Source organism: Streptococcus sp. CF8_Ac1-9, assembly GCF_024295565.1.
Taxonomy (GTDB): Bacteria; Bacillota; Bacilli; order Lactobacillales; family Streptococcaceae; genus Streptococcus; species Streptococcus parasanguinis_X.
On sequence record NZ_JANCOY010000006.1, the window covers coordinates 49,588 to 72,076 of the forward strand.

The following is a 22,489-nucleotide window of genomic DNA, read 5'->3' on the forward strand; positions in this document are numbered from 1 at the left end:
GGAATTGATATGGTAGCAAGAAATGAGAGAACAAGAACACAGGTACTACAAGACCGCTTTCGCCGTTTCTCTAGAGTAGAAAAGGCTTTTTATGGGTCGATTGTCCTAACAGCTGTGATTTTAGCCATTAGTATCGTCTTTATGCAGACACGAATTTTACAAGTACAGAGTGAGTTGACTGATTTGAATACGGAACTAGAAGCCAAAAAGACGGAATTGGCAGATGTTCGTCAAGAGGTCAATGAATTAACACGTTATGACCGCTTATCACAGTTGGCTAGCTCCCAAGGAATGAAGCTGCAAAAAGAAAATCGAAAAACAGTGAGTGCAAGTAGTGATGAATAAATTTAAAAAATTTTTAATCAGGTATTCGATAAAGAAACGTCGCTTGCCGGATCAGAATCGAAAACAAGTTGGGAAAAATCTCAGTGTACTGGCGATTTTCCTCTTTTTTCTCTTTCTGATTAATTTTGCAATGATTATTGGGACTGACAAAAAATTCGGTGTGACCTTATCGGATCAAGCCAAAAAAGTCCATGAGGAGACGGTTATTGTTCCTGCAAAACGTGGAACGATCTATGATCGAAATGGAGCAGTAATTGCTGAAGATGCTACGACCTATAACGTTTATGCTGTTATTGATAAAAAGTACAAATCAGCAACTGGGAAAGTCCTCTATGTAGAAGAGAGCCAATTTAAAAAAGTAGCAGAAATCTTTAAGCAGTACTTAGGGATGGATGAGGATTACGTCATTCAACAGTTGTCGCAAAAGAAATTGAAACAAGTTTCTTTTGGATCGAACGGAAACGGCATTACTTATAGTAATATGACAGCTATCCGTGAGGCCATGGAAGCAGCGAAGATTGAAGGGGTTGCCTTTACAACCAGTCCAAATCGAAGCTATAAAAATGGAGTTTTTGCCTCTCAATTTATAGGGCAGGCCTCTCTTCAAGAAGATAAAGAGGGGAATAAAACCTTGAAGGGGCAATCAGGAATGGAGAAATCCCTCGATCGAATTCTCGCTGGTCAAAATGGAGTCATCACCTATGACAAAGACCGAAACGGCAATATCGTTCCTGGTTCAGATAAGGTTTCTGTCAAAACAGAAGATGGAAAAGATGTTTATACGACTATTTCAGCAGAATTGCAGACCTACCTTGAGACACGTATGGATGTTTTCCAAGAAAAAGTAAAAGGAAAGTATGTTAGTGCGACTCTTGTGAGTGCAAAAACAGGTGAAATCCTTGCGACAACGCAACGTCCTTCCTATAATGCGGATACCAAACAAGGGCTGGATCTGAAAAACTTGAAAACCTGGAATACCATCCTTTATCAAGATCAATATGAACCGGGTTCAACGATGAAGGTCATGTTATTAGCTTCGGCGATTGATCATGGAACTTTCCCAGCCTATAATGAAGTATACTACAGTAACGAACTACAAGTAAAAGATGCGACCATCCGTGACTGGGATGTCAATATGGGGCTGGCTGAAGGTCGCTATATGAATATCGCACAGGGCTTTGCCTATTCTAGTAATATTGGGATGACCAAGCTAGAGCAGAAGATGGGAAATAACGTCTGGATGAATTACCTCCACCGCTTCAAATTTGGTCTCCCTACCCGTTTTGGCATGGGCGATGAGAGTTTTGGAAGCCTTCCGGGTGATAACTATGTTACTCAAGCTATGTCTGCCTTTGGTCAAGGGATTTCCGTCAGTCAAACTCAAATGTTACGGGCCTTTAGTGCCATCGCTAATGATGGGCAAATGTTAGAGCCGAAGTTTATTAGTGCCATTTACGATAAAAAATCAGACACAGCCCGCAAATCAAAAAAAGAAGTTGTTGGAAAACCAGTTTCAGGATCAGCTGCGCAACAGACACGGAACTATATGATCACCGTCGGAACAGATCCAGAGTATGGAACCTTGTACAGTGATGGACCCATCATTCAGGTACCCGGTCAAATCGTTGCGGTGAAATCAGGGACTGCCCAAATGGCGACAGATCAAGGATACTTGCAAGGAGAAAATGATTATATCAACTCGGTTGTAGCCATGACACCTGCAGAAGATCCTGAATTCATCATGTATGTGACGGTCCAACAACCAGAAGTGAAATTCTCAGCCACCAGCTGGGAAGAACTGGTCAATCCTATTTTGGAAGATGCAGTTGCTTTAAAAGACGAATTGCATTTGACATCAGAGGCACCAACGTTGGATGATGTGACCAAAGAAACGACCTACAAAATTCCTTCAGTAGAAACTCTCTCTAAGGAGTTGAATCTGAAACAAAATCTGAGCCCAGGTGCTTATTCAGAGGAATTGCGTCGCAATTTGGTGCAACCAATTGTCCTAGGAACTGGGAAAAATATCCGCAAGATGTCTGTGGATGTTGGCTCTAAAGTCAAAGCCAATCAACAAGTATTGTTATTGACAGAAGACTTTGATGCGGTTCCAGATATGTATGGTTGGACCAAGAAAAATGCAGACATCTTTGGAGAATGGACTGGAATTGAGATTACCTATAAAGGTAGTGGAAAGAAAGTAACTAAACAAAGTGTCAAAATGAACACCTCACTCAATAAAACTAAAAAGATTACGTTAACATTAGGAGACTAAGATGTATATTGCTACGATCCTTGTATCGTTTCTATTAACAGTGGCTGCTATTCCAGCCTTTATTCGATTTTACCATCGTGCTCATATTTCTGGGCAACAAATGCACGAAGATGTGAAACAACACAAAGCGAAAGCTGGCACTCCGACAATGGGTGGAGTTGTATTTCTCATTACAGCCGTTCTAGTTAGTTTTGTCGTTACCGTATTGACTGGAAATTTCACGCGCCCTGTTCAACTGATTCTATTTATCTTGATTCTTTATGGAATTGTTGGATTTTTGGATGACTTTTTAAAAGTTTTTCGTAAGATTAATGAAGGTCTTAACCCAAAACAAAAATTGGCCCTTCAACTTGTTGGTGGAATCATCTTCTATATTTTTTCTGAACGCCACGGTGCAGGAAGCCTTTTGAATGTTTTCGGATATGAACTTTACTTGGGCCATTTCTACATTCTCTTTGCTTTATTTTGGTTGGTTGGTTTCTCAAATGCTGTCAATTTGACAGATGGGATCGATGGATTAGCCAGCATCTCCGTTGCCATTAGCCTGAGTGCCTATTCCTTTATTGCCTATATGCAAGGGAAATGGGACATTCTCTTTGTCACCTTGAGTATGATTGGGGCCTTGCTAGGATTCTTTGTCTTCAACCACAAGCCGGCTAAAATCTTTATGGGAGATGTCGGTAGTCTAGCTCTTGGAGGGATGCTTGCAGCCTTGTCAATGGCTTTGCATGTCGAGTGGACGCTGCTCTTGATTGGTCTGGTCTATGTCATTGAAACAGGTTCAGTGATGCTACAAGTGACCTATTTCAAATGGACCAAGAAACGTTACGGGGAAGGACGTCGGATTTTCCGAATGACTCCTTTCCACCATCATTTAGAACTGGGTGGCCTTTCTGGCAATGGGCAAAACTGGTCAGAATGGAAAGTGGATGCCTTTATGTGGAGCATTGCCTTGGTGACAAGTGTCGTGACTCTAGTCCTTCTCTACCTATAAAACGACGGTGGGCTTGCCCATCGTTTTTTTGCTGACTCAGAGAGACTTCGCTGGTTAGGAAAAATGACCCATAAGAGAGGCAAGAAGACAGCTTTTCTGATATAATAATAGAGATCATGAAAGGAACTGAGAAAATGAAATTTACAGAGTTTAATTTTAAGCCCTATATTCAAGAGGCACTGAAAGAAATCAATTTTAGAGAAGCAACCGAAGTACAGGAAAAACTAATTCCGATTGTCCTAGCTGGAAATGATTTGGTAGGAGAGTCAAAGACAGGTTCTGGGAAAACCCATACTTTCCTCTTGCCGATTTTTCAAACCTTAAATGAAGACAGCCAACAAGTAGAAGCGGTCATCACGGCTCCTAGTCGGGAGTTGGCGACGCAAATTTACCAAGCTGCTCGTCAAATCGCTAGTCATTCTGAAAAAGAGATTCGGATTGTAAATTATGTTGGAGGAACGGATAAAAGCCGTCAGATTGAAAAACTGCAGGTCAAACAACCACATATCGTGATTGGAACTCCAGGCCGGATTTATGATCTGGTTGCATCGGGTGATCTGGCTATTCATAAGGCCCATACTTTTGTGGTGGATGAGGCAGATATGACACTGGACATGGGATTCTTGTCTACTGTGGATAAGATTGCTTCAAGTCTTCCGCAACAACTGCAATTTTTAGTTTTTTCAGCCACCATTCCGCAAAAATTGCAGCCTTTCTTGAAAAAATATCTCTCAAACCCAGTCATGGAGCAAATTAAGACTAAGACGGTGATTTCAGATACCATCGATAATTGGCTGGTTTCCACCAAGGGTCGGGATAAAAATGAGCAAATTTACCAATTGACCAAGACCTTGCAACCTTATTTGGCCATGATTTTCGTTAATACCAAAACGAGAGCAGATGATCTCCATGCCTATTTGGTGGCTCAGGGATTGAAAGTGGCAAAGATTCACGGAGATATCCCACCACGTGAACGGAAACGGATCATGAATCAGGTTAAAAATCTTGATTTTGAGTATATTGTGGCCACAGATTTAGCGGCTCGTGGAATTGATATCGAAGGGGTGAGTCATGTCATCAACGATGCTATTCCACAAGATCTTTCTTTCTTTGTCCACCGTGTCGGTCGGACAGGGCGCAATGGTCTACCAGGTGTCGCTATTACTCTTTATCAACCGAGTGATGATTCAGATATCCGTGAACTAGAAAAAATGGGCATTCGTTTCGTACCGAAAGTGTTGAAAAATGGGGTTATTGAAGATACTTATGATCGGGATAGACGGGCCAATCGTGAGAAAAAGCAAGAGAAACTCGATATCGAAATGATTGGTCTGGTGAAGAAGAAAAAGAAAAAAATCAAACCAGGCTACAAGAAAAAAATCAAATGGGCAGTTGATGAAAAGAGGAGAAAAGCTAAGCGAGCTGAAAACCGTGCGCGTGGTCGGGCGGAACGAAAGGCCAAACGTCAAACTTTCTAACCCCTTCTTTCACATGTTCAGAAGAAAACATAGATTTTCTTTATGAACTCCATAAAGAAAAACTATTAGGAACTTGTCTAAAATTATGATAGACTAAATTTGAGTAGTCTATCATTTTTCTATTTCTGTAGCAATTTTTGGAATTCCGATAGTGAATGTGATAGAATGTTTATGTTCGAGAAAGGAAGTAACAAAAATGTTTACAACTAATCTTTTAGCTGCCAACTGGTATGCTGACTTTTTAAAACACGTTCCAGATAGCAAGCTGTTTAGTTTGAGAGCCGTATTGGATGCATTTCCGGCTGTCATAGGAAAATTGCCTGTGACGATTTTATTAGCCCTAGGAGGCGCATTTTTTGGAATTATTTTTGCCATGATTTTTGCTTTGGTCAAAATTAATCGTGTACGAATTCTTTACCCGATTCAAGCTGTTTTTGTCAGTTTTTTACGGGGGACTCCTTTGTTGGTTCAGTTGATGTTGACCTATTATGGGATTCCTCTTATTTTAAAAGCGATCAATCAGTCTTATGGAACAGCTTTTAATATTAATGCCATTCCAGCTGAGTTATTTGCAATTGTGGCTCTTGCCTTTAATGAGGCGGCTTATGCGAGTGAGACCATCCGGGCAGCCATTTTATCAGTGGATCCTGGTGAAATTGAGGCAGCGCGTAGTCTTGGAATGACCAACCGTCAAGTTTATCGCCGGATTATTATTCCCAATGCAGCAGTCGTTGCAACTCCTACTTTAATCAACTCTCTCATTGGCTTGACCAAGGGGACCTCGCTAGCCTTTAGTGCCAGTGTAGTTGAAATTTTTGCCCAAGCACGGATTATTGGGGGGAGCGATTTGAAGTACTTTGAACGCTTTATCACGGTATCGATTGTTTACTGGATTGTGAACATTCTCATTGAAATACTAGGCCGTCACATTGAACGTCGACTGGATATTGAGACTCCCGTAGCAATTGATTTACCAGATCAGGAGGTCCGGATCTAATGATTTATATTTCAGAATTATCAAAGACATTTTCAGGTCAAAAGGTTTTAAATAATCTCAGTTTGGAAATTCAAAAAGGGGAAGTCGTGGCCTTAATCGGGTCTTCGGGAGCTGGTAAATCAACCTTCTTACGCAGTTTAAACTATTTGGAAGCTCCAGACAGTGGTAGAATTAAGATTGATGATTTCGAGGTTGATTTTGAGCACATTACCCAAGATCAAATCTTGACCTTAAGAAGAAAATTGGCCATGGTGTTCCAACAGTTTAATTTGTTTGGTAGAAAAACAGCTCTTGAAAATGTGAAAGAAGGGCTCATTGTTGTGAAGGGCTTATCCGACCAAGAAGCAACGAAAATTGCTCGAGAAGAACTGGCAAAAGTCGGCTTATCGGATCGTGAAAATCACTATCCTCGTCACCTCTCAGGTGGACAAAAACAACGGGTGGCTTTGGCCCGTGCCTTGGCCATGAAACCAGAGGTTCTTTTGCTGGATGAACCGACTTCGGCCTTGGATCCAGAATTGGTTGGAGAAGTTGAAAAATCCATTGCCAATGCAGCAAAATCAGGACAAACCATGGTACTGGTCAGCCATGATATGTCTTTTGTAGCGCAAGTAGCAGATAAGGTCCTATTTTTGGATAAAGGACGGATTATTGAATCTGGAACACCAGAGGAAATCATGCAACATCCAAAAGAAGAACGGACAAAAGAATTCTTTGCTAGTTACAAACGGACCTATGTTTGATATAATAGAGGAGAGGTAAGACTCAGCTGGCGATGCTAGCTGGGTTTGTTTTCTGAAAATGTAAAAATATTTGGAGTCGTGATGTTAAATAAATTATTGTCCTTATATTTACAAAGTTTAGTGACGACAACGATTTTAGTTGGGATCGCTTCTTGTATTTGGATTGGCTACCGTGCCCTTAAGAAGAAAGATAAAACAGCCAAGCAACGACAAGCCCATTTGTATGATATCCTCTTAATTGATATCATGACGATTCCTATTTTAACCTTTGCGGTCATAGGGATTTTGTTTATCTTTCAAGCACGATAATTGCAAAAAGACCGTGTTAGAATTATAATGGTTACAACAAAACAGAAAGAGGTTGAGTATGTTTGATACAGTGATTATTGGAGCAGGTCCTGCAGGGATGACTGCTGCCCTTTATGCAGCACGAAGCAATTTAAAGGTCGCATTAATTGAGAGAGGGATTCCAGGCGGTCAAATGAACAATACGTCTGACATTGAAAACTATCCTGGCTATGCGAATATTAGTGGCCCAGACTTGGCTGAAAAAATGTTCGAGCCTTTAGAGAATCTTGGTGTGGAACATTTGTTTGGACAGGTAGAGCGCATCGAAGACCACGGAGCAACCAAAAAGATTGTCACAGATGATGGGGAATTTGAAGCTAAAACCGTGGTGATTGCAACAGGGTCTAACCACCGTTCATTGAATGTCCCTGGTGAAGAGGAGCTAAATAGTAGAGGGGTTTCCTACTGTGCTGTTTGTGATGGAGCTTTCTTTAGAGATGAGGATCTCTTGGTCGTTGGTGGTGGTGATTCTGCGGTAGAAGAAGCTGTCTTTTTGACTCAGTTTGCAAAAACAGTGACCATTGCCCATCGTCGTGATCAATTGCGTGCTCAAAAAGTTCTTCAAGATCGTGCCTTTGCCAATGATAAAATTCACTTTGCTTGGAATACGGTTGTTGAAGAAATTAAGGGTGAACAAAAAGTAACGTCTGTCCTTTTAAAAGATGTGAAGACAGGAGAGGTTAGAGAGCAAGCCTTCGGTGGTGTCTTTATCTATGTCGGTTTAGATCCTGTCAGTGATTTTGCGACAGAACTTGGTATTTTAGATGAAAATGGCTGGGTGGTCACGGATGATCATATGAGAACCACAGTCCCAGGTATTTTTGCGGTTGGCGATGTTCGTCAAAAAGATTTGCGTCAAGTGACGACAGCAGTCGGAGACGGTGCGATTGCTGGCCAAGAAGTTTATAAATATATCACAGAAAACTTTTAATGCTTAAAAAATCTGAGGTTTGTGTCTCAGATTTTTTTCATGCTTTCCTTTCAGTATTCAATAGGGCTGAAATGTGCTATAATGGTACTAATTTTATGGTAGGAATTCATAGAACAAATCAATAAAAAAGAGGTATACATATGTATCCAGATGATAGTTTAACTTTGCATACTGATTTATACCAAATCAACATGATGCAAGTCTATTTTGATCAAGGTATTCACAATAAACATGCCGTATTTGAAGTGTATTTTCGTCAACAGCCTTTTAAAAACGGCTACGCAGTATTTGCTGGCTTAGAGAGAATTGTGAAATACTTGGAAAACTTGAGTTTTTCTGAGAGCGATATTGCCTATTTAGAGTCACTTGGTTATCATGGGGACTTCTTGGAATATCTCCGTGATCTCAAGTTGGAATTGACGGTACGCTCGGCTCAAGAAGGAGACTTAGTCTTTGCGAATGAACCAATTGTTCAGGTAGAGGGCCCTCTAGCTCAGTGTCAATTGGTGGAAACAGCCCTTTTGAATATCGTCAACTTTCAGACCTTGATAGCCACAAAAGCTGCTCGTATTCGTTCAGTCATTGAAGATGAACCTTTGATGGAATTTGGAACACGTCGTGCGCAAGAAATGGATGCTGCCATTTGGGGAACTCGTGCAGCAGTCATTGGAGGTGCCAATGGGACTAGTAATGTTCGTGCAGGAAAACTCTTTGGAATCCCGGTTTTAGGAACCCATGCCCATTCTCTTGTACAGGTATATGGAAATGATTACCAGGCCTTTAAGGCTTATGCGGAAACCCATAAAGATTGTGTCTTCCTCGTCGATACCTATGATACTCTTCGTATTGGGGTACCAGCAGCTATTCAGGTAGCGCGTGAAATGGGAGATAAGATCAATTTCCTAGGCGTCCGGATTGACTCAGGAGATATTGCCTATATTTCTAAAAAGGTTCGCCAGCAATTAGATGAGGCTGGGTTTACAAATGCTAAAATCTACGCTTCTAATGACTTGGATGAAAATACCATCCTCAACTTAAAAATGCAAAAAGCAAAAATTGATGTTTGGGGTGTAGGAACCAAGTTAATTACAGCTTACGATCAACCAGCGCTTGGAGCGGTATACAAAATTGTCTCTGTTGAAAACGAAGCAGGAGAGATGATCAATACCATTAAGCTTTCCAATAATGCAGAGAAAGTTTCTACTCCAGGTAAAAAGCAAGTCTGGCGGATTACCAGCCGTGAAAAAGGTAAGTCAGAAGGGGACTACATCACTTACGATGGAGTAGATGTTTCACAACTGACAGAACTTAAAATGTTCCATCCAACTTATACCTACATTAATAAAACAGTCCGAAACTTTGAGGCGGTTCCTCTTTTAGTGGATATTTTTAAAGAGGGTCAATTGGTTTATCAACTGCCAACATTATCAGAAATTCAAGAATATGCTCGTAAAAATTACGATCAATTATGGGATGAATACAAGCGCGTTCTCAATCCACAGCATTACCCAGTTGACTTGGCCAAAGATATTTGGCAGGATAAGATGGATCTGATCGAGGAAATGCGTAACAAGGCCAATGGAGAAGGAGAAGCAAAATGAGTTTGCAAGAAGAGATTATCCAACAATTGGGTGTCAAGCCTAGCATTGATCCTCAGGAAGAGATTCGCCGCTCGGTTGATTTCTTAAAAAGATATCTAAAAAAACATCCCTTCTTGAAAACATTTGTATTAGGGATCTCAGGAGGACAAGATTCAACTCTTGCTGGACGATTAGCTCAATTAGCCATGGAAGAAATGCGTGCAGAAACAGGAGATGCCTCCTATCAATTTATTGCCGTTCGTCTTCCTTATGGGGTACAAGCAGATGAAGCAGATGCACAAAAAGCATTGGCCTTTATCCAGCCGGATGTTAGCCTGGTTGTGAATATCAAGGAGTCTGCTGACGAAATGGTACGAGCAGTAGAAGCGACTGGAACAGAGGTTTCTGATTTTAACAAAGGCAATATTAAGGCTCGCAGTCGCATGATTGCTCAGTATGCTCTAGCTGGAGCACGCAGCGGAGCGGTGATTGGAACGGATCATGCTGCAGAAAATATTACTGGTTTCTTCACAAAATTTGGAGATGGTGGTGCAGATATTTTACCCCTTTTCCGTTTGAATAAACGCCAAGGAAAACAATTGCTTAAGGCCTTAGGAGCCGATCCTGCTCTTTATGAGAAAATCCCAACAGCAGATTTGGAAGAAGAAAAACCAGGAATAGCAGATGAAGTAGCACTGGGTGTCACCTATAATGAAATCGATGATTACCTAGAAGGCAAACAAGTGAGCCCAGAAGCTCAAGCCACTATTGAAAAATGGTGGTACAAAGGCCAACACAAACGCCACCTGCCAATCACAGTATTTGATCATTTCTGGGAGTAAAAAGGTCCACTGGACCTTTTTAGCCCGAGTCTTAAAATAGGAAAACGAGACAGAAATCGGTAACTCGTAGAGTTCGATTTCGTAGTCTTCTCACCATACAATATTGTGAAAAGCATCAAAAAGAAGGGCGGTTTCATCCGTCCTTTTCTTTTATATTAAAGTAACCAACTTGCAAAGTTCAAGTTGCATGAAAAAATGAAGGGAGACAATCTATGAAGCATCTTGGAAGTCTTGTCATAGAGACAGAGCATTTATACTTGAGGCCTTTCGTTTTGGAGGATGCATCAGCGATGTTTGAAAATTGGGCTTCTGATCCTGAAACCCTGAAATATGTCACCTGGGATGCCCATGCATCTACTGAGAGAACCAGAGAATCGATCAAAAGATGGATCGAACAGTATATTAAACCAGATACTTATAAATGGGCGATCTGTTTGAAAACATCACCGGATCAGGTAATTGGAGATATTAGTGTGGTTTCTCAAGACCAGGAAAGTCAATCATGCGAGCTAGGTTATATCCTTGGCAAGAAATTCTGGGGGAAGGGATTCATGACAGAAGCCGTCAAAGCTGTTTTGGATTTCTTATTGAACGAAGTCGGATTTAAAGAAATCAAAGCCACTTATGTCAGTTTAAATCCTGCTTCAGGGAAAGTCATGGAAAAGGCAGGAATGCAGTATGTAGAAACCATCCCTCATGCCATTCAACGCAAAGGATATTGCGGGGATAAAATCATCTATTCTAAACAGAATCCCTCTCTATAGGGTGATTTTTACTTGAAGATTCTGCTCAAAGGATTATAATAGTAAATAATGAAAAAAGGAGATTGCTATGTCAGAATTAACGAAAGAATTTACAGACCAGCTCTATGCTAATTATGAAGCAAATGTGAAATATGCGGCTCTTGAAAATGCTGTTACCCACAATGGGATCCATGCATCGCTTGAAACGCGCAAGAGTGCAGTAGAAAATACACCAGTTTTTTCACTTGATTTGACCAAGGATAAGGTGACAAACCAAAAAGCATCTGGACGTTGTTGGATGTTTGCGGCTTTAAATACCTTCCGTCACAAGATGATTTCAAGCTTCCAATTGGAGGATTTTGAATTGTCTCAAGCACATACTTTCTTTTGGGATAAGTATGAAAAATCAAACTGGTTTTTGGAGCAAGTGATTGCTACAGCAGATCAAGAATTGACCAGCCGTAAGGTGGCTTTTCTCCTACAAACCCCACAACAAGATGGTGGTCAATGGGATATGGTGGTATCCCTCTTTGAGAAATACGGAGTGGTTCCAAAATCAGTTTATCCGGAATCGATTTCTTCAAGTAATAGCCGGGAATTGAACACCTACCTCAATAAACTCTTGCGTCAAGATGCGCAAATCTTGCGTGACTTGATTCACTCAGGCGCAGATAGTGAGGCAGTTGCGAGCAAGAAACAAGCGTTGTTGCAAGAAATCTTTAACTTCTTGGCTATGTCTTTAGGATTGCCTCCGCGTGAATTTGACTTTTCATACCGTGATAAGGACAACCAATTCCATACCGAAAGTGGCTTAACTCCACAAAGCTTCTACAAAAAATATGTAGACCTTCAATTAGACGATTACGTCTCCATTATCAATGCCCCAACTACAGATAAGCCATATGGAAAATCTTACACCGTAGATATGCTGGGCAATGTGGTTGGTAGCCGTCCAGTCCGCTACCTAAATGTTCCAATGGATCGATTGAAAGAATTAGCTATTGCTCAAATGAAAGCAGGAGAAACTGTCTGGTTTGGTTCAGATGTAGGCCAAGTCAGCAACCGTAAAGCCGGAATCCTGGCAACAGATGTCTACGATTTTGAAGCAGGCATGGACATTCATTTGACACAAGACAAGGCGGGTCGCTTGGACTATGCAGAAAGTCTCATGACACACGCTATGGTCTTGACAGGGGTTGATTTAGACGAAGCAGGTCAGCCTCGTAAATGGAAGGTTGAAAATTCATGGGGAGACAAGGTCGGTACAGATGGTTACTTTGTGGCTTCTGATGCTTGGATGGATGAATATACCTATCAAATCGTGGTTCGTAAAGAATTCCTAACAGCAGACGAATTAGCAGCCTATGAAGCAGAACCAATTGTCCTAGCACCGTGGGATCCAATGGGAGCTTTAGCAAAATAATGATATAGAAAAGAGCCGAAAGGCTCTTTTCAGATTGAAGACAAAATATCTTAAAAACTTTCCTTAGGTGAGTACGGACGTCAGCGAACTTCTTTAAAGTTCCATGACTAATTATTGAGTCTAAGGTCTCAATAATTCCGAGTGCCTGAAACAATAACGTTTCAAGCACTTTTCTCACAGCGGAAAGTTTCAGTATTTTCTTAAATCGATTTAAATATTGGAACTCAATTTTGTTTTTTGCAGAATCACTTAACTTATTTTGCTTTAAAATAGTTTGTCTACATTCTAATAAGAGCCGAAAGGCTCTTTTTTTTATATACTCAAAAATAAAAAAGCTGGGAAGTCTAACTAAATAAATCAGATTTTATTCGTTCTGGTTTTTTAACCATTGTTTTAAAAAAAGCCGGGCAAAAGCCCGACTTCTCCATTCTATTATTCGTTATGATTGTTAGAGTCTTGCGAAGAAGGCTCAGATGGTTTAGATTGATTTTCTTCGTTCGAAGAGCTAGACGATGGTTCTTCATACGAATACTGATCAGTGGAATAACTTGGCTCATAGTAGTAGTTATTGTAGTTGTTCTTACCATTGTTTAAGTAGAGATAAGAACCACTTCGATACAGTCCACTTGGTTGCGTCCAATCCGTATGACCAGAGTTATTATTATTAGCAAGATAGAGCATCATTTGACGGTAGACATCCGTTGCGACCTGTATTCCATTATCCAATACTGGTGTAAAGCGATTGGAATAACCTGTCCATACTGCCATGGCATATTCAGGAGTGTAGCCTACAAACAATTCATCCGGTGTTACAATATTTGAATAAGCATTTTTTGTCAATTTACCGATTTCGTTATCAGCATAGTTTGATGTACCTGTCTTACCAGCTTGGTAGATTCCCGAAATGGCAGCATTTGTACCGGTACCAGACAAGAGAACTGTCTTCATCATATCTGTCATCATGTAGGCAGTTGTTGCTTTCATTGCACGAGTTCCTTCGGACTCAAATTCCTTGGTTGTGCCATCACTAAAGACAACCCGACTAACATAGGATGGTTTGTAATAGGTACCGCCATTGGCAAAAGCAGCATAGGCAGCTGCCATTTTCTCACTGCTGGCTCCGTATTTGTTGCTAGAATCGCTAGTGTTACTCGAGATAGCGTTGGCGTAAACCATTTCTGGGTAATCGATCCCTAATCCATTGAGGAATTTCTTAGCTTGTTTAAGACCAACTTTTTCCAGGGCCTTCACCGCAGGCACGTTACGAGATTGTTGAATTGCGTAGGTAATGGACATGCTACCATAGTATGAACGGTCCCAGTTGTAGACAGGCGTTGATGAATGAGGGAAGTTGTATGGCGCATCTGTTGTAGTAGCTGCTGTAGAGGTATATTCCTCATGTTCAAGAGCTGGTGCGTAATCTGTGATTGGTTTCATTGTTGAACCCCAGTCACGGTTCGTTTCAACCGCTTGGTTTGTACCAAAGGAAACATTGCTGGATTGGTGACGAGAACCCAGCTGAGCAATGACTTTACCAGTATTGACATCAATAACGGTAGAAGCTACTTGCATTTCATCATCCGGGTAATTGACATATTCATCTGTATTGTAGATATCCCATAGTTTCTTTTGAGCTTCTGTATCCACGTTTGTATAGACATCCATTCCGGTTGTCAACAAATTGTAGCCCGTTTCTTCTTCGACTTGCTCGATCACTTCTTTTAGGTAATTATCCATATAGGCTGGGTAACTGCTTGAAGAACTGAGACTTTGCAGACCATCTGTAACAGGTGTATTGACCGCTGCTTCGTATTGTTTGTTAGAAATGGTCTTCATATCGAGCATTTCTTTTAATACTAAGTTTCGGCGCTGTTGCGCTGCTTCAGGATGGGAGTATGGATCGTATTGGTTTGGTGCTTGGGGCATCCCCGCAAGGAGTGCCAATTGAGGGAGCGAAAGATCTTTTAGATCTTTTCCGTAATAACTTTTCGCAGCTGTCTGCATTCCGTAGTTCCCATTCGCCATAAATACTTTATTGACGTAATAGGTCAAGATTTCTTGTTTGGTTGCTTTCTTTTCTAGTTGGGTTGCTAACCAAGCTTCTTGGATCTTACGAGAGAGGGTACGGTCAGAGGCTGAAGTGGAGAAATAGGTTAACTTGATCAATTGTTGCGTCAAGGTTGACCCACCTTGACTTCCTCCTCGTAAGTTGTGAAGGAAGGAACCGCCGATCCGAATGATGTCGACCCCACGGTGATTGAAGAAACGGTGGTCTTCAATCGCAACGATAGCATTGACCAAATCAGTAGGGATTTCATTGGCTGTGACATTGATTCGTTTCTCAGCCCCCAAATCCGCGATCAAGTTATTTTGGTTGTCATAGATCTTACTAGATGTTGTTGCAACCAAATCTTTTTCAGACAAGGTTGGTGCTTTCATAGCATAGTAACTAAATATCAGTCCACCAAGGACAAATAAAAGTAAGAAAAATGAAATGGCTGCAATCGCAACATATTTCAACCATTGAATGACTGTTTGTTTATTCATTTAAATACCGCCTAGAAGTTTCTGTTCGATAATATCAAGATAAGGAACGCTCGGAAGTCGATTCTCATCTACTAGAAAGCCGTGCTCCTGAATATAGGAGAGGGGCATGGATTTACTACCATGATCGATGTTGTAATAGTGAATTAATGCAGGAGCAGGTAGTAGGTAGGTTTCACTCAACTTTGCAAAATGCAAGAGAACGAAACAGATGCCGCCTTGCTGGACAACCGCCTCCATATGATCGATTTGATGTTGATGAAAATTTTTCATCGGCATGGATTGCTTTTGCTGTGTTTCCTTAGCTTCAAAATCGATATAGCGTCCCTTGTATACTCCAGAATAGTCCGTCGTTGAGGCTTGCCTGAAATAGGCTTCAACAATCTTTGCCCGACTGCGACGTGGATAATCCACTTTCACGATTTGAATCGGTGTTGGTTTTTTATGGATGACAGCTAGACCTCGAGAAAGATAGTATTGATTGCTTTCGTTGATCATTTTTTCAAATGTCATCCCACGATTCGCAAAGTCGACTGGATGTTTCCTTTGTGTAGAGACCAAGGTTTTTTTGGCTACTTTATGTGGATAGTTGACCATAGTTCTCCTTATTGGTACAATTACATCACTCTATTATATCATAAATTAGAATAATGAGGAAAAAATGAATACCATACTTGTTGCAGGTTATAAGAGTTTTGATGTGGGCGTCTTTTCCAATAAAGACCCTCGACTGACCATTATCAAAAAAGCCATTGAAAGAGATCTTTGTCGTTTATTTGAAGAAGGAGTGAAATGGCTGGTCTTTTCTGGTAATTTGGGATTTGAGGCTTGGGTACTAGAGGTCGCCTTTGCATTAAAAAAAGATTACGATTTTCAAATGGCGACGATCTTCCTATTTGAGAATGTTGGCGAAAATTGGAATGAAAGCAATCAGGAATTATTAGCACGCTTCAAACAGGTGGATTTTGTGAAATATGCCTATCCTCACTATAGCAATCCGGGTCAACTAAAAGAATACAATCAGTTTTTGATAGATAACGCGGATGGAGCTTATGTTTTTTATGATCCAGAAAATGAAACCAATTTAAAATATCTTTACAAAATGATGGTAGAAAAAGAACCATTTTATGTCAAACAATTAAGTTTTGATGACTTAAATGAACTTGCTGAAAATTTTTACGAAAACTAAGTGTTATACCTTGATTTTTCTTACCATTTTTTTATATAATTGAGATGATGAACTAGATTGGAGAGAGTAATGGCGAGTATTATTTTTACTGCGAAAGATATTTTTGATCAAGATTTCAAACGAGAAGTTCGTGGTTATAATAAAGATGAAGTAAATGAATTTTTGGATGATGTCATAAAAGACTATGAAACCTATGCTGCTTTGGTGAAGGAATTGCGTGAAGAAAACGCCCGCCTTCGTGAAGATCTTGCCCAAAAAGCACAGGAAACACCACAAACATCTCCGATTGCTAGCACCGCTACGCAAGAATTTCCGCAAGTGACAACAGCGACGAACTTTGATATACTCAAACGTCTCAATCGTTTGGAAAAAGAAGTTTTTGGGAAACAGATCGTAGATCGCGATTAGTAATCCCATAGATTGTGCAATTTTTGGATAATCGCGTGAGAAAATACTCTCATGAGGAAAGTCCATGCTAGCACAGGCTGTGATGCCTGTAGTGTTTGTGCTAGGTGAATCCATAAGCCTAGGGACTTGGTATTCAAGTTACGGCGAGTGAAGGAGCTAAGTCTAAGGATAAGCTCTAGTAACTCTGAAAGTGCCACAGTGACGTAGTTTTTAGGGAAACCTAAAAAGTGGAACGCGGTAAACCCCTCAAGCTAGCAACCCAAACTTTGGTCGGGGCATGGAATGCGTGGAAACGAACATAGCATTCTGACTGGAAACAGTAGACAGATGATTATCGAAAGAAATGGTACCTAGTCATTTCTGGAACAAAACATGGCTTATAGAAAATTGCATATAGGTTGATGAGGTGGAGAGAGATCTCAACCTCCTTTTTTAAAGTGATAGGAATAAGATGAAAAAACAATTTGAATTGATTGCAACGGCCGCTGCTGGTATAGAGGCTGTTGTTGGTCGAGAACTACGCGATCTCGGCTACGATTGCCAGGTTGAAAATGGACGGGTTCAATTTCAAGGAGACCGTCGAGCAATCATAGAGACCAATCTCTGGTTGCGCGCGGCTGATCGAGTGAAAATTGTGGTTGGGACTTTTCCAGCCAAAACCTTTGAAGAACTTTTTCAAGGTGTCTTTGCTTTGGATTGGGAAAACTATTTGCCTTTAGGAGCACGTTTTCCTATTTCTAAGGCTAAATGTGTCAAATCAAAACTCCATAATGAACCTAGCGTTCAGGCCATTTCGAAAAAAGCAGTGGTTAAAAAGTTACAAAAACACTATGCCCGACCAGAAGGTGTTCCTCTCATGGAAAATGGGGCAGAGTTCAAGATCGAAGTATCGATCCTTAAAGACCAAGCCACTGTCTTGATTGACACCACTGGTAGTAGCCTCTTCAAACGTGGTTATCGGACTGAAAAAGGGGGAGCCCCTATTAAGGAAAATATGGCAGCGGCAATTCTTCTACTGTCAAACTGGTATCCAGATAAGCCCTTGATTGACCCGACATGTGGTTCTGGAACGTTTTGTATTGAGGCAGCGATGATTGCGAGAAATATGGCACCTGGTTTACGTCGGACCTTTTCTTTTGAAGAATGGAACTGGATGGATGATCGCTTGATTCATGAAGTCCGTCAAGAAGCAAGCAGAAAAATCAATCGCGAGATCGAATTGGATATTATGGGAACCGATATCGATGCACGGATGGTTGAGATTGCCAAAGAAAATGCCCAGAAAGCGGGCGTTAGCAGTGACATTACTTTCAAACAAATGCGAGTCCAAGATCTTCACTCAGATAAGATCAACGGGGTGATTATCTCCAACCCTCCATATGGAGAACGCTTATCCGATGATGAGGGTGTGACGAAATTGTATACTGAAATGGGGCACGTATTTGCACCTCTCAAAACCTGGAGTAAATTTATCTTAACCAGTGATGAAGGTTTTGAATCTAAATTCGGTAGTAAAGCAGATAAAAAACGAAAACTTTATAACGGAACCCTAAAAGTTGATCTCTACCAATATTTTGGGGAACGAGTAAAACGGCAGATAAAGGCATAGAAAGGATTTTTATGACAGAGAAGGATAATAAGCCATTAGAGCAAGAAACAGAATCAATTTTAGAGTTTGAAGATGCTAAAGAGATGACGATTGGGCAAGCCAATCGAAAGGCAGAAGAAATCGAAGCAGGTGTAACGGAAGGTGATAATGTCTTAGACAAATACATCAAACAACACCGAGCTGAAATTGAAGCTGAAAAATACGATACAAAAATTTTGGCCAAAGAAGAATTGGCTAAAGCTGAAGAGTTGGCAGCTACAGAAACAGTTGCTGAAGTAGCTGAAGCAGTGGAGGCACCGGAAGTAACGGAAACAGTCTTGGAACAAAGGCCTGAAATGGATGCTATCTCAACAGAATTACCTGCTAAGATTAAATTTGGACCTACACCAACTGAACCAATTGTAGAAGCAGAGGAGCTTCCTGAGGAAACACCAAGCAATGCGGGTAAACGAATCAAAGCAGTTCTATACTCTGCATTAGGTCTAGCGATTGTCGGGTCGGCCATTTTTGTGACCTATAACTGGATGCACAGTCGTGGAAAATCTGGTGGTACAACTGTTGTATCGTCTTCATCTAGCAAGTCATCTTCTACTTCTAAATCAAGTAGCAGTGAAACACAGGCTCAAAAATTGGAAGAGTTTACCAAAGCCTACGATGCCTTTTTTGTAGATGAATCAAAAAGTGCTCTTAAAAATGATAAATTCGGAGACTTGGAAAATCTGAAGAAACTGCTGGACAAATTAGAAGGAAGCAGTGATTATAATGCGGCTAAAACAAAATATGAAGACCTTGTGAAGCAAGTTTCTGCTATTCAAAAAGTGAATTCTCAATTTAGTTCTCCAGTCATCAAAGATGGAGTTCTTGATGCAACTGCCAAAGCGAAAAGTGATGCGACCTTTGCAGAAACAAAGACAGGCAATGAAAAATTAGATAGCTTATTGAATGAGGCGGTTGCGCAAGGACGTTCACAACAAGTTGCGACACCGGCACCAGTGACAGGGACAGGTGGTACAGATACTTCTAATGCAACTCCAGCCCCAGCTCAAGCAGCAACGCCTACGGCCCCAGCTGTCAATGCTGCTACAGGTAGTGCAGGAACGGCAAACCCAGGCTATTCAGGGTACGGTCTTCCAAGCGATGGTGTCCCACTTCAGCGGAACTTGAGTCGTGTGCCATATAACCAAGCAGCTATCAATGATGTCAATAACCCGGCTTGGGTATTTGGTGATGGGATCCTTGAAAAAGTATTGAACATTGCTCGTAAACGTGGACATATCACTGGCAATCAATACATTTTAGAGCGCGTCAATATCATTAATGGTAATGGCTATTACAACCTCTTCAAACCAGATGGAACCTATCTCTTTAGTATCAATGCCAAGACTGGTTATTTCGTAGGAAACGGGAAAGGTCATTCAGATGCTCTGGATTATTAATACCTGAGCAGACATCCCCTTTCTGGGAAAAATGACAATAAAAAAGAGAGTGGGACAGAAATCGGTAATTCGTTAGAATTCGATTTCGTCGTCCCACCTCCGCACAGTTGAGTAGGGCTGTAAAAGCTGATGGAATCAGCGTAGTAGAGCCCACTCAACCACTGCGTCTTGCTCGACAATCCAAAAATAATTGAGAGGCTAGGACTTTTGTCCCAGCCTCTTTTTCGTATTAAACAAGATGACGTTCAAACGGATCGTCCGAAATTCCTTGGTCTAGAATCAGGCGACACCATTCTTTGGCTGAGAAGAGGCTGTGATCCTTGTAATTTCCACAAGACTCAATAGTTGTGCCTGGGACATCCTCCCAAGTGCTGACAGATGCAATTTCTTCTAAAGAATCTTTGATTACTTTAGCAATTTCCGTACTCGAATGTTGTCCCCACATGATCATATGAAAACCGGTGCGACATCCAAAAGGGGAACAATCAATCATACCATCGATTCGTTTTCGAATGAGCATCGCAAGAAGGTGCTCGATCGTGTGGAGCCCTGCAGTTGGAATCGCATTTTCATTGGGTTGCACCAGACGAATATCGAAGTTAGAGATGATGTCTCCTTTGGGTCCAGTTTCTTCCCCAATCAAGCGTACATAGGGAGCCTTCACCGCCGTGTGGTCCAATTCAAAACTTTCAACAATTACTTCTTTTGTCATACTCAAATCCTTCTTTGTTTTTCTTGATTATAGCATAAAAAAGCAGATTCAACAAAGTGGAAATAAATGAATTCCTCACAGATGTTCCATGAAAGAAAAGACGATAAAAGAATAAGCATTAAGCAAAAATATAAAAGGTTTTTCCTGTTTTTTTAGATTGTTAATTTTAGTAATTTATGGTAAAATGTAAAAGAATTTTTAATTCAACTAATTAAATAGATTTGGGGTAAAAGCATGAATTTTGTTATTACAGGTGTTTTTGCCGCGGTCATTGGTTTAGTCATTGGATATGTGGGAACTGCTCTTAAAATGAAAGCTTCAAAAGAGGCTGCGGAACTCACCCTTTTGAATGCTGAACAAGAAGCAACGAATTTACGTGGACAGGCTGAACGCGAAGCCGATTTGATTTTAAAAGAGGCGAAGCATGAGTCAAGTTCACTTAAAAAAGAAGCACTTTTGGAGGCAAAGGAAGAAGCCAGAAAATATCGTGAAGAGGTCGATGCTGAGTTTAAGTCAGAACGACAAGAATTGAAGCAATTAGAAAGCCGTTTGGCAGAACGTGCTAGCAATCTTGATCGCAAAGACGACATTTTAACAAGCAAAGAACAGTCTCTTGAACACAAAGAGCAAAGTCTTACAGATAGAACTAAACACATTGATGCGCGTGAACAACAGCTGGAAGAGCTTGAACACAAGAAAGTAGAAGAACTGGAACGTGTCGCTGCTCTAAGTCAAGGAGAAGCGCGTGACATTATTTTGAGTCAGACGGAAGAGCAACTTTCAAAAGAAATTGCCTCACGGATTCGTGATGCTGAATTGGAAGTGAAAGAACGTTCTGATAAAATCGCAAAAGACATTCTCGTGCAAGCTATGCAGCGAATGGCGGGTGATTTTGTTGCTGAGCAAACAAACTCAACCGTTCATTTGCCAGACGATAGTATGAAGGGTCGGATTATTGGTCGTGAAGGTCGCAACATTCGTACCTTTGAGAGCTTGACAGGTGTCGATGTGATTATTGATGATACGCCTGAAGTGGTGACCTTGTCAGGGTTTGATCCGATTCGTCGTGAAATTGCCCGCATGACAATGGAGAGCCTTCTCAAAGATGGTCGGATCCATCCAGCCCGTATCGAAGAGCTGGTTGAGAAGAACCGTCAGGAAATTGACAATCGTATTCGTGAATACGGTGAGGCGGCTGCCTATGAAATTGGTGCGCCAAACCTCCATCCAGATTTGATGAAAATCATGGGACGGTTGCAATTCCGTACTTCTTATGGTCAAAACGTTTTGCGTCACTCCATTGAAGTTGCCAAACTTTCTGGTATTATTGCTAGCGAGTTGGGTGAAAATGCTACCTTGGCACGACGTGCAGGATTCTTACATGATATCGGAAAAGCGATTGACCGTGAAGTGGAAGGAAGTCACGTCGAGATTGGAACTGAATTGGCACGGAAGTACAAGGAACACCCAGTGGTTGTCAATACCATTGCCAGTCACCATGGTGACGTGGAACCAGAAAGTGTCATCGCAGTCATTGTCGCTGCAGCGGATGCCTTGAGTGCAGCTCGACCTGGAGCACGAAGTGAGTCACTTGAAAGCTACATCAAACGCTTGCAAGATCTTGAAGAAATTGCAAATAGTTTTGAAGGAGTTAAGACAAGTTTCGCCCTTCAAGCGGGTCGTGAAATCCGTATTATGGTTAGCCCTGAGGCAATCAAGGATGATAAAGTGACGATCTTAGCTCATGATATTCGTGAGAAGATCGAGTCCAATCTTGAGTATCCTGGAAACATTAAGGTTACCGTGATTCGAGAATTGCGTGCAGTAGATTACGCAAAATAAACAAAAGCTTGAGATCTAGCATCTCAAGCTTTTTTGAATGAAAAAATCAG

The 22,489-nt window shown here is 41.1% G+C and carries 20 protein-coding genes and 1 other RNA gene; 18 read left to right on the forward strand and 3 right to left on the reverse strand.

Annotation, left to right across the window (positions count from 1 at the left end; all coding sequences use genetic code 11):
- Positions 1-9: 9 nt before the first annotated feature.
- The 12 genes from ftsL to pepC all read left to right on the forward strand — a co-directional run bounded on the left by ftsL (position 10) and on the right by pepC (position 12,699).
- On the forward strand, positions 10-345 hold the full coding sequence (gene ftsL / locus NML76_RS09105; protein ID WP_254733344.1) for a cell division protein FtsL: 336 nt from the start codon (positions 10-12) through the stop codon (positions 343-345).
- Complete coding sequence (gene pbp2X / locus NML76_RS09110) at positions 338-2,620, forward strand: penicillin-binding protein PBP2X (RefSeq protein WP_254733345.1); 2,283 nt, start codon at positions 338-340, stop codon at positions 2,618-2,620. The genes ftsL and pbp2X overlap by 8 nt, the downstream gene beginning before the upstream one ends.
- A 1-nt stretch (position 2,621) precedes the next feature.
- On the forward strand, positions 2,622-3,614 hold the full coding sequence (mraY, locus tag NML76_RS09115) for a phospho-N-acetylmuramoyl-pentapeptide-transferase (protein WP_003010371.1): 993 nt from the start codon (positions 2,622-2,624) through the stop codon (positions 3,612-3,614).
- 134 nt (positions 3,615-3,748) lie between these two features.
- On the forward strand, positions 3,749-5,092 hold the full coding sequence (locus NML76_RS09120; RefSeq protein WP_037608303.1) for a DEAD/DEAH box helicase: 1,344 nt from the start codon (positions 3,749-3,751) through the stop codon (positions 5,090-5,092).
- Between the two features lie 196 nt (positions 5,093-5,288).
- On the forward strand, positions 5,289-6,089 hold the full coding sequence (locus NML76_RS09125; RefSeq protein ID WP_024054761.1) for an amino acid ABC transporter permease: 801 nt from the start codon (positions 5,289-5,291) through the stop codon (positions 6,087-6,089).
- Positions 6,089-6,832 carry an amino acid ABC transporter ATP-binding protein gene (locus NML76_RS09130; protein ID WP_003003991.1) on the forward strand — a complete coding sequence of 248 codons (744 nt, stop codon included), beginning with the start codon at positions 6,089-6,091 and terminating at the stop codon, positions 6,830-6,832. The genes NML76_RS09125 and NML76_RS09130 overlap by 1 nt, the downstream gene beginning before the upstream one ends.
- Positions 6,833-6,913: 81 nt before the next feature.
- Positions 6,914-7,141: a DUF4059 family protein gene (locus tag NML76_RS09135; protein ID WP_003003995.1), complete on the forward strand. Its 228-nt coding sequence runs from the start codon at positions 6,914-6,916 to the stop codon at positions 7,139-7,141.
- Positions 7,142-7,199: 58 nt separating this feature from the next.
- Positions 7,200-8,111: a thioredoxin-disulfide reductase gene (gene trxB / locus NML76_RS09140; protein ID WP_049474369.1), complete on the forward strand. Its 912-nt coding sequence runs from the start codon at positions 7,200-7,202 to the stop codon at positions 8,109-8,111.
- Positions 8,112-8,251: 140 nt separating this feature from the next.
- On the forward strand, positions 8,252-9,712 hold the full coding sequence (locus tag NML76_RS09145) for a nicotinate phosphoribosyltransferase (RefSeq protein ID WP_254733346.1): 1,461 nt from the start codon (positions 8,252-8,254) through the stop codon (positions 9,710-9,712).
- Positions 9,709-10,533: an ammonia-dependent NAD(+) synthetase gene (gene nadE / locus NML76_RS09150; protein ID WP_003010362.1), complete on the forward strand. Its 825-nt coding sequence runs from the start codon at positions 9,709-9,711 to the stop codon at positions 10,531-10,533. The genes NML76_RS09145 and nadE overlap by 4 nt, the downstream gene beginning before the upstream one ends.
- Positions 10,534-10,745: 212 nt before the next feature.
- Positions 10,746-11,297 (forward strand): GNAT family N-acetyltransferase, encoded by a 552-nt coding sequence (locus NML76_RS09155; protein ID WP_254733347.1) that lies wholly within the window; start codon positions 10,746-10,748, stop codon positions 11,295-11,297.
- 67 nt (positions 11,298-11,364) lie between these two features.
- Complete coding sequence (gene pepC, locus NML76_RS09160) at positions 11,365-12,699, forward strand: aminopeptidase C (RefSeq protein WP_009732326.1); 1,335 nt, start codon at positions 11,365-11,367, stop codon at positions 12,697-12,699.
- 432 nt (positions 12,700-13,131) lie between these two features.
- On the opposite strand, the gene pbp1a is transcribed toward pepC, so the two are convergent.
- Together pbp1a and recU are read right to left on the reverse strand one after the other, a co-directional pair.
- Positions 13,132-15,246, reverse strand: coding sequence for a penicillin-binding protein PBP1A (pbp1a, locus tag NML76_RS09165; RefSeq protein WP_021154545.1), 2,115 nt, complete (start codon positions 15,244-15,246; stop codon positions 13,132-13,134).
- Positions 15,247-15,840 (reverse strand): Holliday junction resolvase RecU, encoded by a 594-nt coding sequence (recU, locus tag NML76_RS09170; RefSeq protein WP_118398428.1) that lies wholly within the window; start codon positions 15,838-15,840, stop codon positions 15,247-15,249. It lies immediately after the preceding gene.
- Positions 15,841-15,904: 64 nt separating this feature from the next.
- Here recU and NML76_RS09175 point away from each other — a divergent pair, with 64 nt between their 5' ends.
- The 5 genes from NML76_RS09175 (at position 15,905) to NML76_RS09195 (ending at position 19,885) form a co-directional block, all read left to right on the forward strand.
- Positions 15,905-16,432 (forward strand): DUF1273 domain-containing protein, encoded by a 528-nt coding sequence (locus NML76_RS09175; RefSeq protein ID WP_254733348.1) that lies wholly within the window; start codon positions 15,905-15,907, stop codon positions 16,430-16,432.
- Between the two features lie 69 nt (positions 16,433-16,501).
- Positions 16,502-16,840 carry a cell division regulator GpsB gene (gene gpsB, locus NML76_RS09180; protein WP_045760266.1) on the forward strand — a complete coding sequence of 113 codons (339 nt, stop codon included), beginning with the start codon at positions 16,502-16,504 and terminating at the stop codon, positions 16,838-16,840.
- 19 nt (positions 16,841-16,859) lie between these two features.
- An RNA gene (rnpB, locus tag NML76_RS09185) (RNase P RNA component class B) lies at positions 16,860-17,225 on the forward strand.
- Positions 17,226-17,291: 66 nt separating this feature from the next.
- A complete protein-coding gene (locus NML76_RS09190; protein WP_070594449.1) occupies positions 17,292-18,449 on the forward strand; it encodes a class I SAM-dependent RNA methyltransferase in 1,158 nt (385 codons plus the stop codon).
- A gap of 11 nt (positions 18,450-18,460) precedes the next feature.
- Positions 18,461-19,885: a cell division site-positioning protein MapZ family protein gene (locus NML76_RS09195; protein WP_254733349.1), complete on the forward strand. Its 1,425-nt coding sequence runs from the start codon at positions 18,461-18,463 to the stop codon at positions 19,883-19,885.
- 229 nt (positions 19,886-20,114) lie between these two features.
- On the opposite strand, the gene NML76_RS09200 is transcribed toward NML76_RS09195, so the two are convergent.
- Positions 20,115-20,597, reverse strand: a complete 483-nt coding sequence (locus tag NML76_RS09200; RefSeq protein WP_049474465.1) for an S-ribosylhomocysteine lyase — start codon at positions 20,595-20,597, stop codon at positions 20,115-20,117.
- A 234-nt stretch (positions 20,598-20,831) separates the two neighbouring features.
- On the opposite strand from NML76_RS09200, the gene NML76_RS09205 reads away from it, so the two are divergent.
- Positions 20,832-22,439: a ribonuclease Y gene (locus NML76_RS09205; protein ID WP_049492366.1), complete on the forward strand. Its 1,608-nt coding sequence runs from the start codon at positions 20,832-20,834 to the stop codon at positions 22,437-22,439.
- The last annotated feature ends 50 nt before the right edge of the window (positions 22,440-22,489 follow it).

What these genes read in the sequence shown, in the direction of transcription:
- ftsL (WP_254733344.1), top strand. Translation starts at nt 10, where the DNA reads ATGGTAGCAAGAAATGAGAGAACAAGAACACAGGTACTACAAGACCGC.
- pbp2X (WP_254733345.1), top strand. Translation starts at nt 338, where the DNA reads ATGAATAAATTTAAAAAATTTTTAATCAGGTATTCGATAAAGAAACGT.
- mraY (WP_003010371.1), top strand. Translation starts at nt 2,622, where the DNA reads ATGTATATTGCTACGATCCTTGTATCGTTTCTATTAACAGTGGCTGCT.
- NML76_RS09120 (WP_037608303.1), top strand. Translation starts at nt 3,749, where the DNA reads ATGAAATTTACAGAGTTTAATTTTAAGCCCTATATTCAAGAGGCACTG.
- NML76_RS09125 (WP_024054761.1), top strand. Translation starts at nt 5,289, where the DNA reads ATGTTTACAACTAATCTTTTAGCTGCCAACTGGTATGCTGACTTTTTA.
- NML76_RS09130 (WP_003003991.1), top strand. Translation starts at nt 6,089, where the DNA reads ATGATTTATATTTCAGAATTATCAAAGACATTTTCAGGTCAAAAGGTT.
- NML76_RS09135 (WP_003003995.1), top strand. Translation starts at nt 6,914, where the DNA reads ATGTTAAATAAATTATTGTCCTTATATTTACAAAGTTTAGTGACGACA.
- trxB (WP_049474369.1), top strand. Translation starts at nt 7,200, where the DNA reads ATGTTTGATACAGTGATTATTGGAGCAGGTCCTGCAGGGATGACTGCT.
- NML76_RS09145 (WP_254733346.1), top strand. Translation starts at nt 8,252, where the DNA reads ATGTATCCAGATGATAGTTTAACTTTGCATACTGATTTATACCAAATC.
- nadE (WP_003010362.1), top strand. Translation starts at nt 9,709, where the DNA reads ATGAGTTTGCAAGAAGAGATTATCCAACAATTGGGTGTCAAGCCTAGC.
- NML76_RS09155 (WP_254733347.1), top strand. Translation starts at nt 10,746, where the DNA reads ATGAAGCATCTTGGAAGTCTTGTCATAGAGACAGAGCATTTATACTTG.
- pepC (WP_009732326.1), top strand. Translation starts at nt 11,365, where the DNA reads ATGTCAGAATTAACGAAAGAATTTACAGACCAGCTCTATGCTAATTAT.
- pbp1a (WP_021154545.1), bottom strand. Translation starts at nt 15,246, where the DNA reads ATGAATAAACAAACAGTCATTCAATGGTTGAAATATGTTGCGATTGCA.
- recU (WP_118398428.1), bottom strand. Translation starts at nt 15,840, where the DNA reads ATGGTCAACTATCCACATAAAGTAGCCAAAAAAACCTTGGTCTCTACA.
- NML76_RS09175 (WP_254733348.1), top strand. Translation starts at nt 15,905, where the DNA reads ATGAATACCATACTTGTTGCAGGTTATAAGAGTTTTGATGTGGGCGTC.
- gpsB (WP_045760266.1), top strand. Translation starts at nt 16,502, where the DNA reads ATGGCGAGTATTATTTTTACTGCGAAAGATATTTTTGATCAAGATTTC.
- NML76_RS09190 (WP_070594449.1), top strand. Translation starts at nt 17,292, where the DNA reads ATGAAAAAACAATTTGAATTGATTGCAACGGCCGCTGCTGGTATAGAG.
- NML76_RS09195 (WP_254733349.1), top strand. Translation starts at nt 18,461, where the DNA reads ATGACAGAGAAGGATAATAAGCCATTAGAGCAAGAAACAGAATCAATT.
- NML76_RS09200 (WP_049474465.1), bottom strand. Translation starts at nt 20,597, where the DNA reads ATGACAAAAGAAGTAATTGTTGAAAGTTTTGAATTGGACCACACGGCG.
- NML76_RS09205 (WP_049492366.1), top strand. Translation starts at nt 20,832, where the DNA reads ATGAATTTTGTTATTACAGGTGTTTTTGCCGCGGTCATTGGTTTAGTC.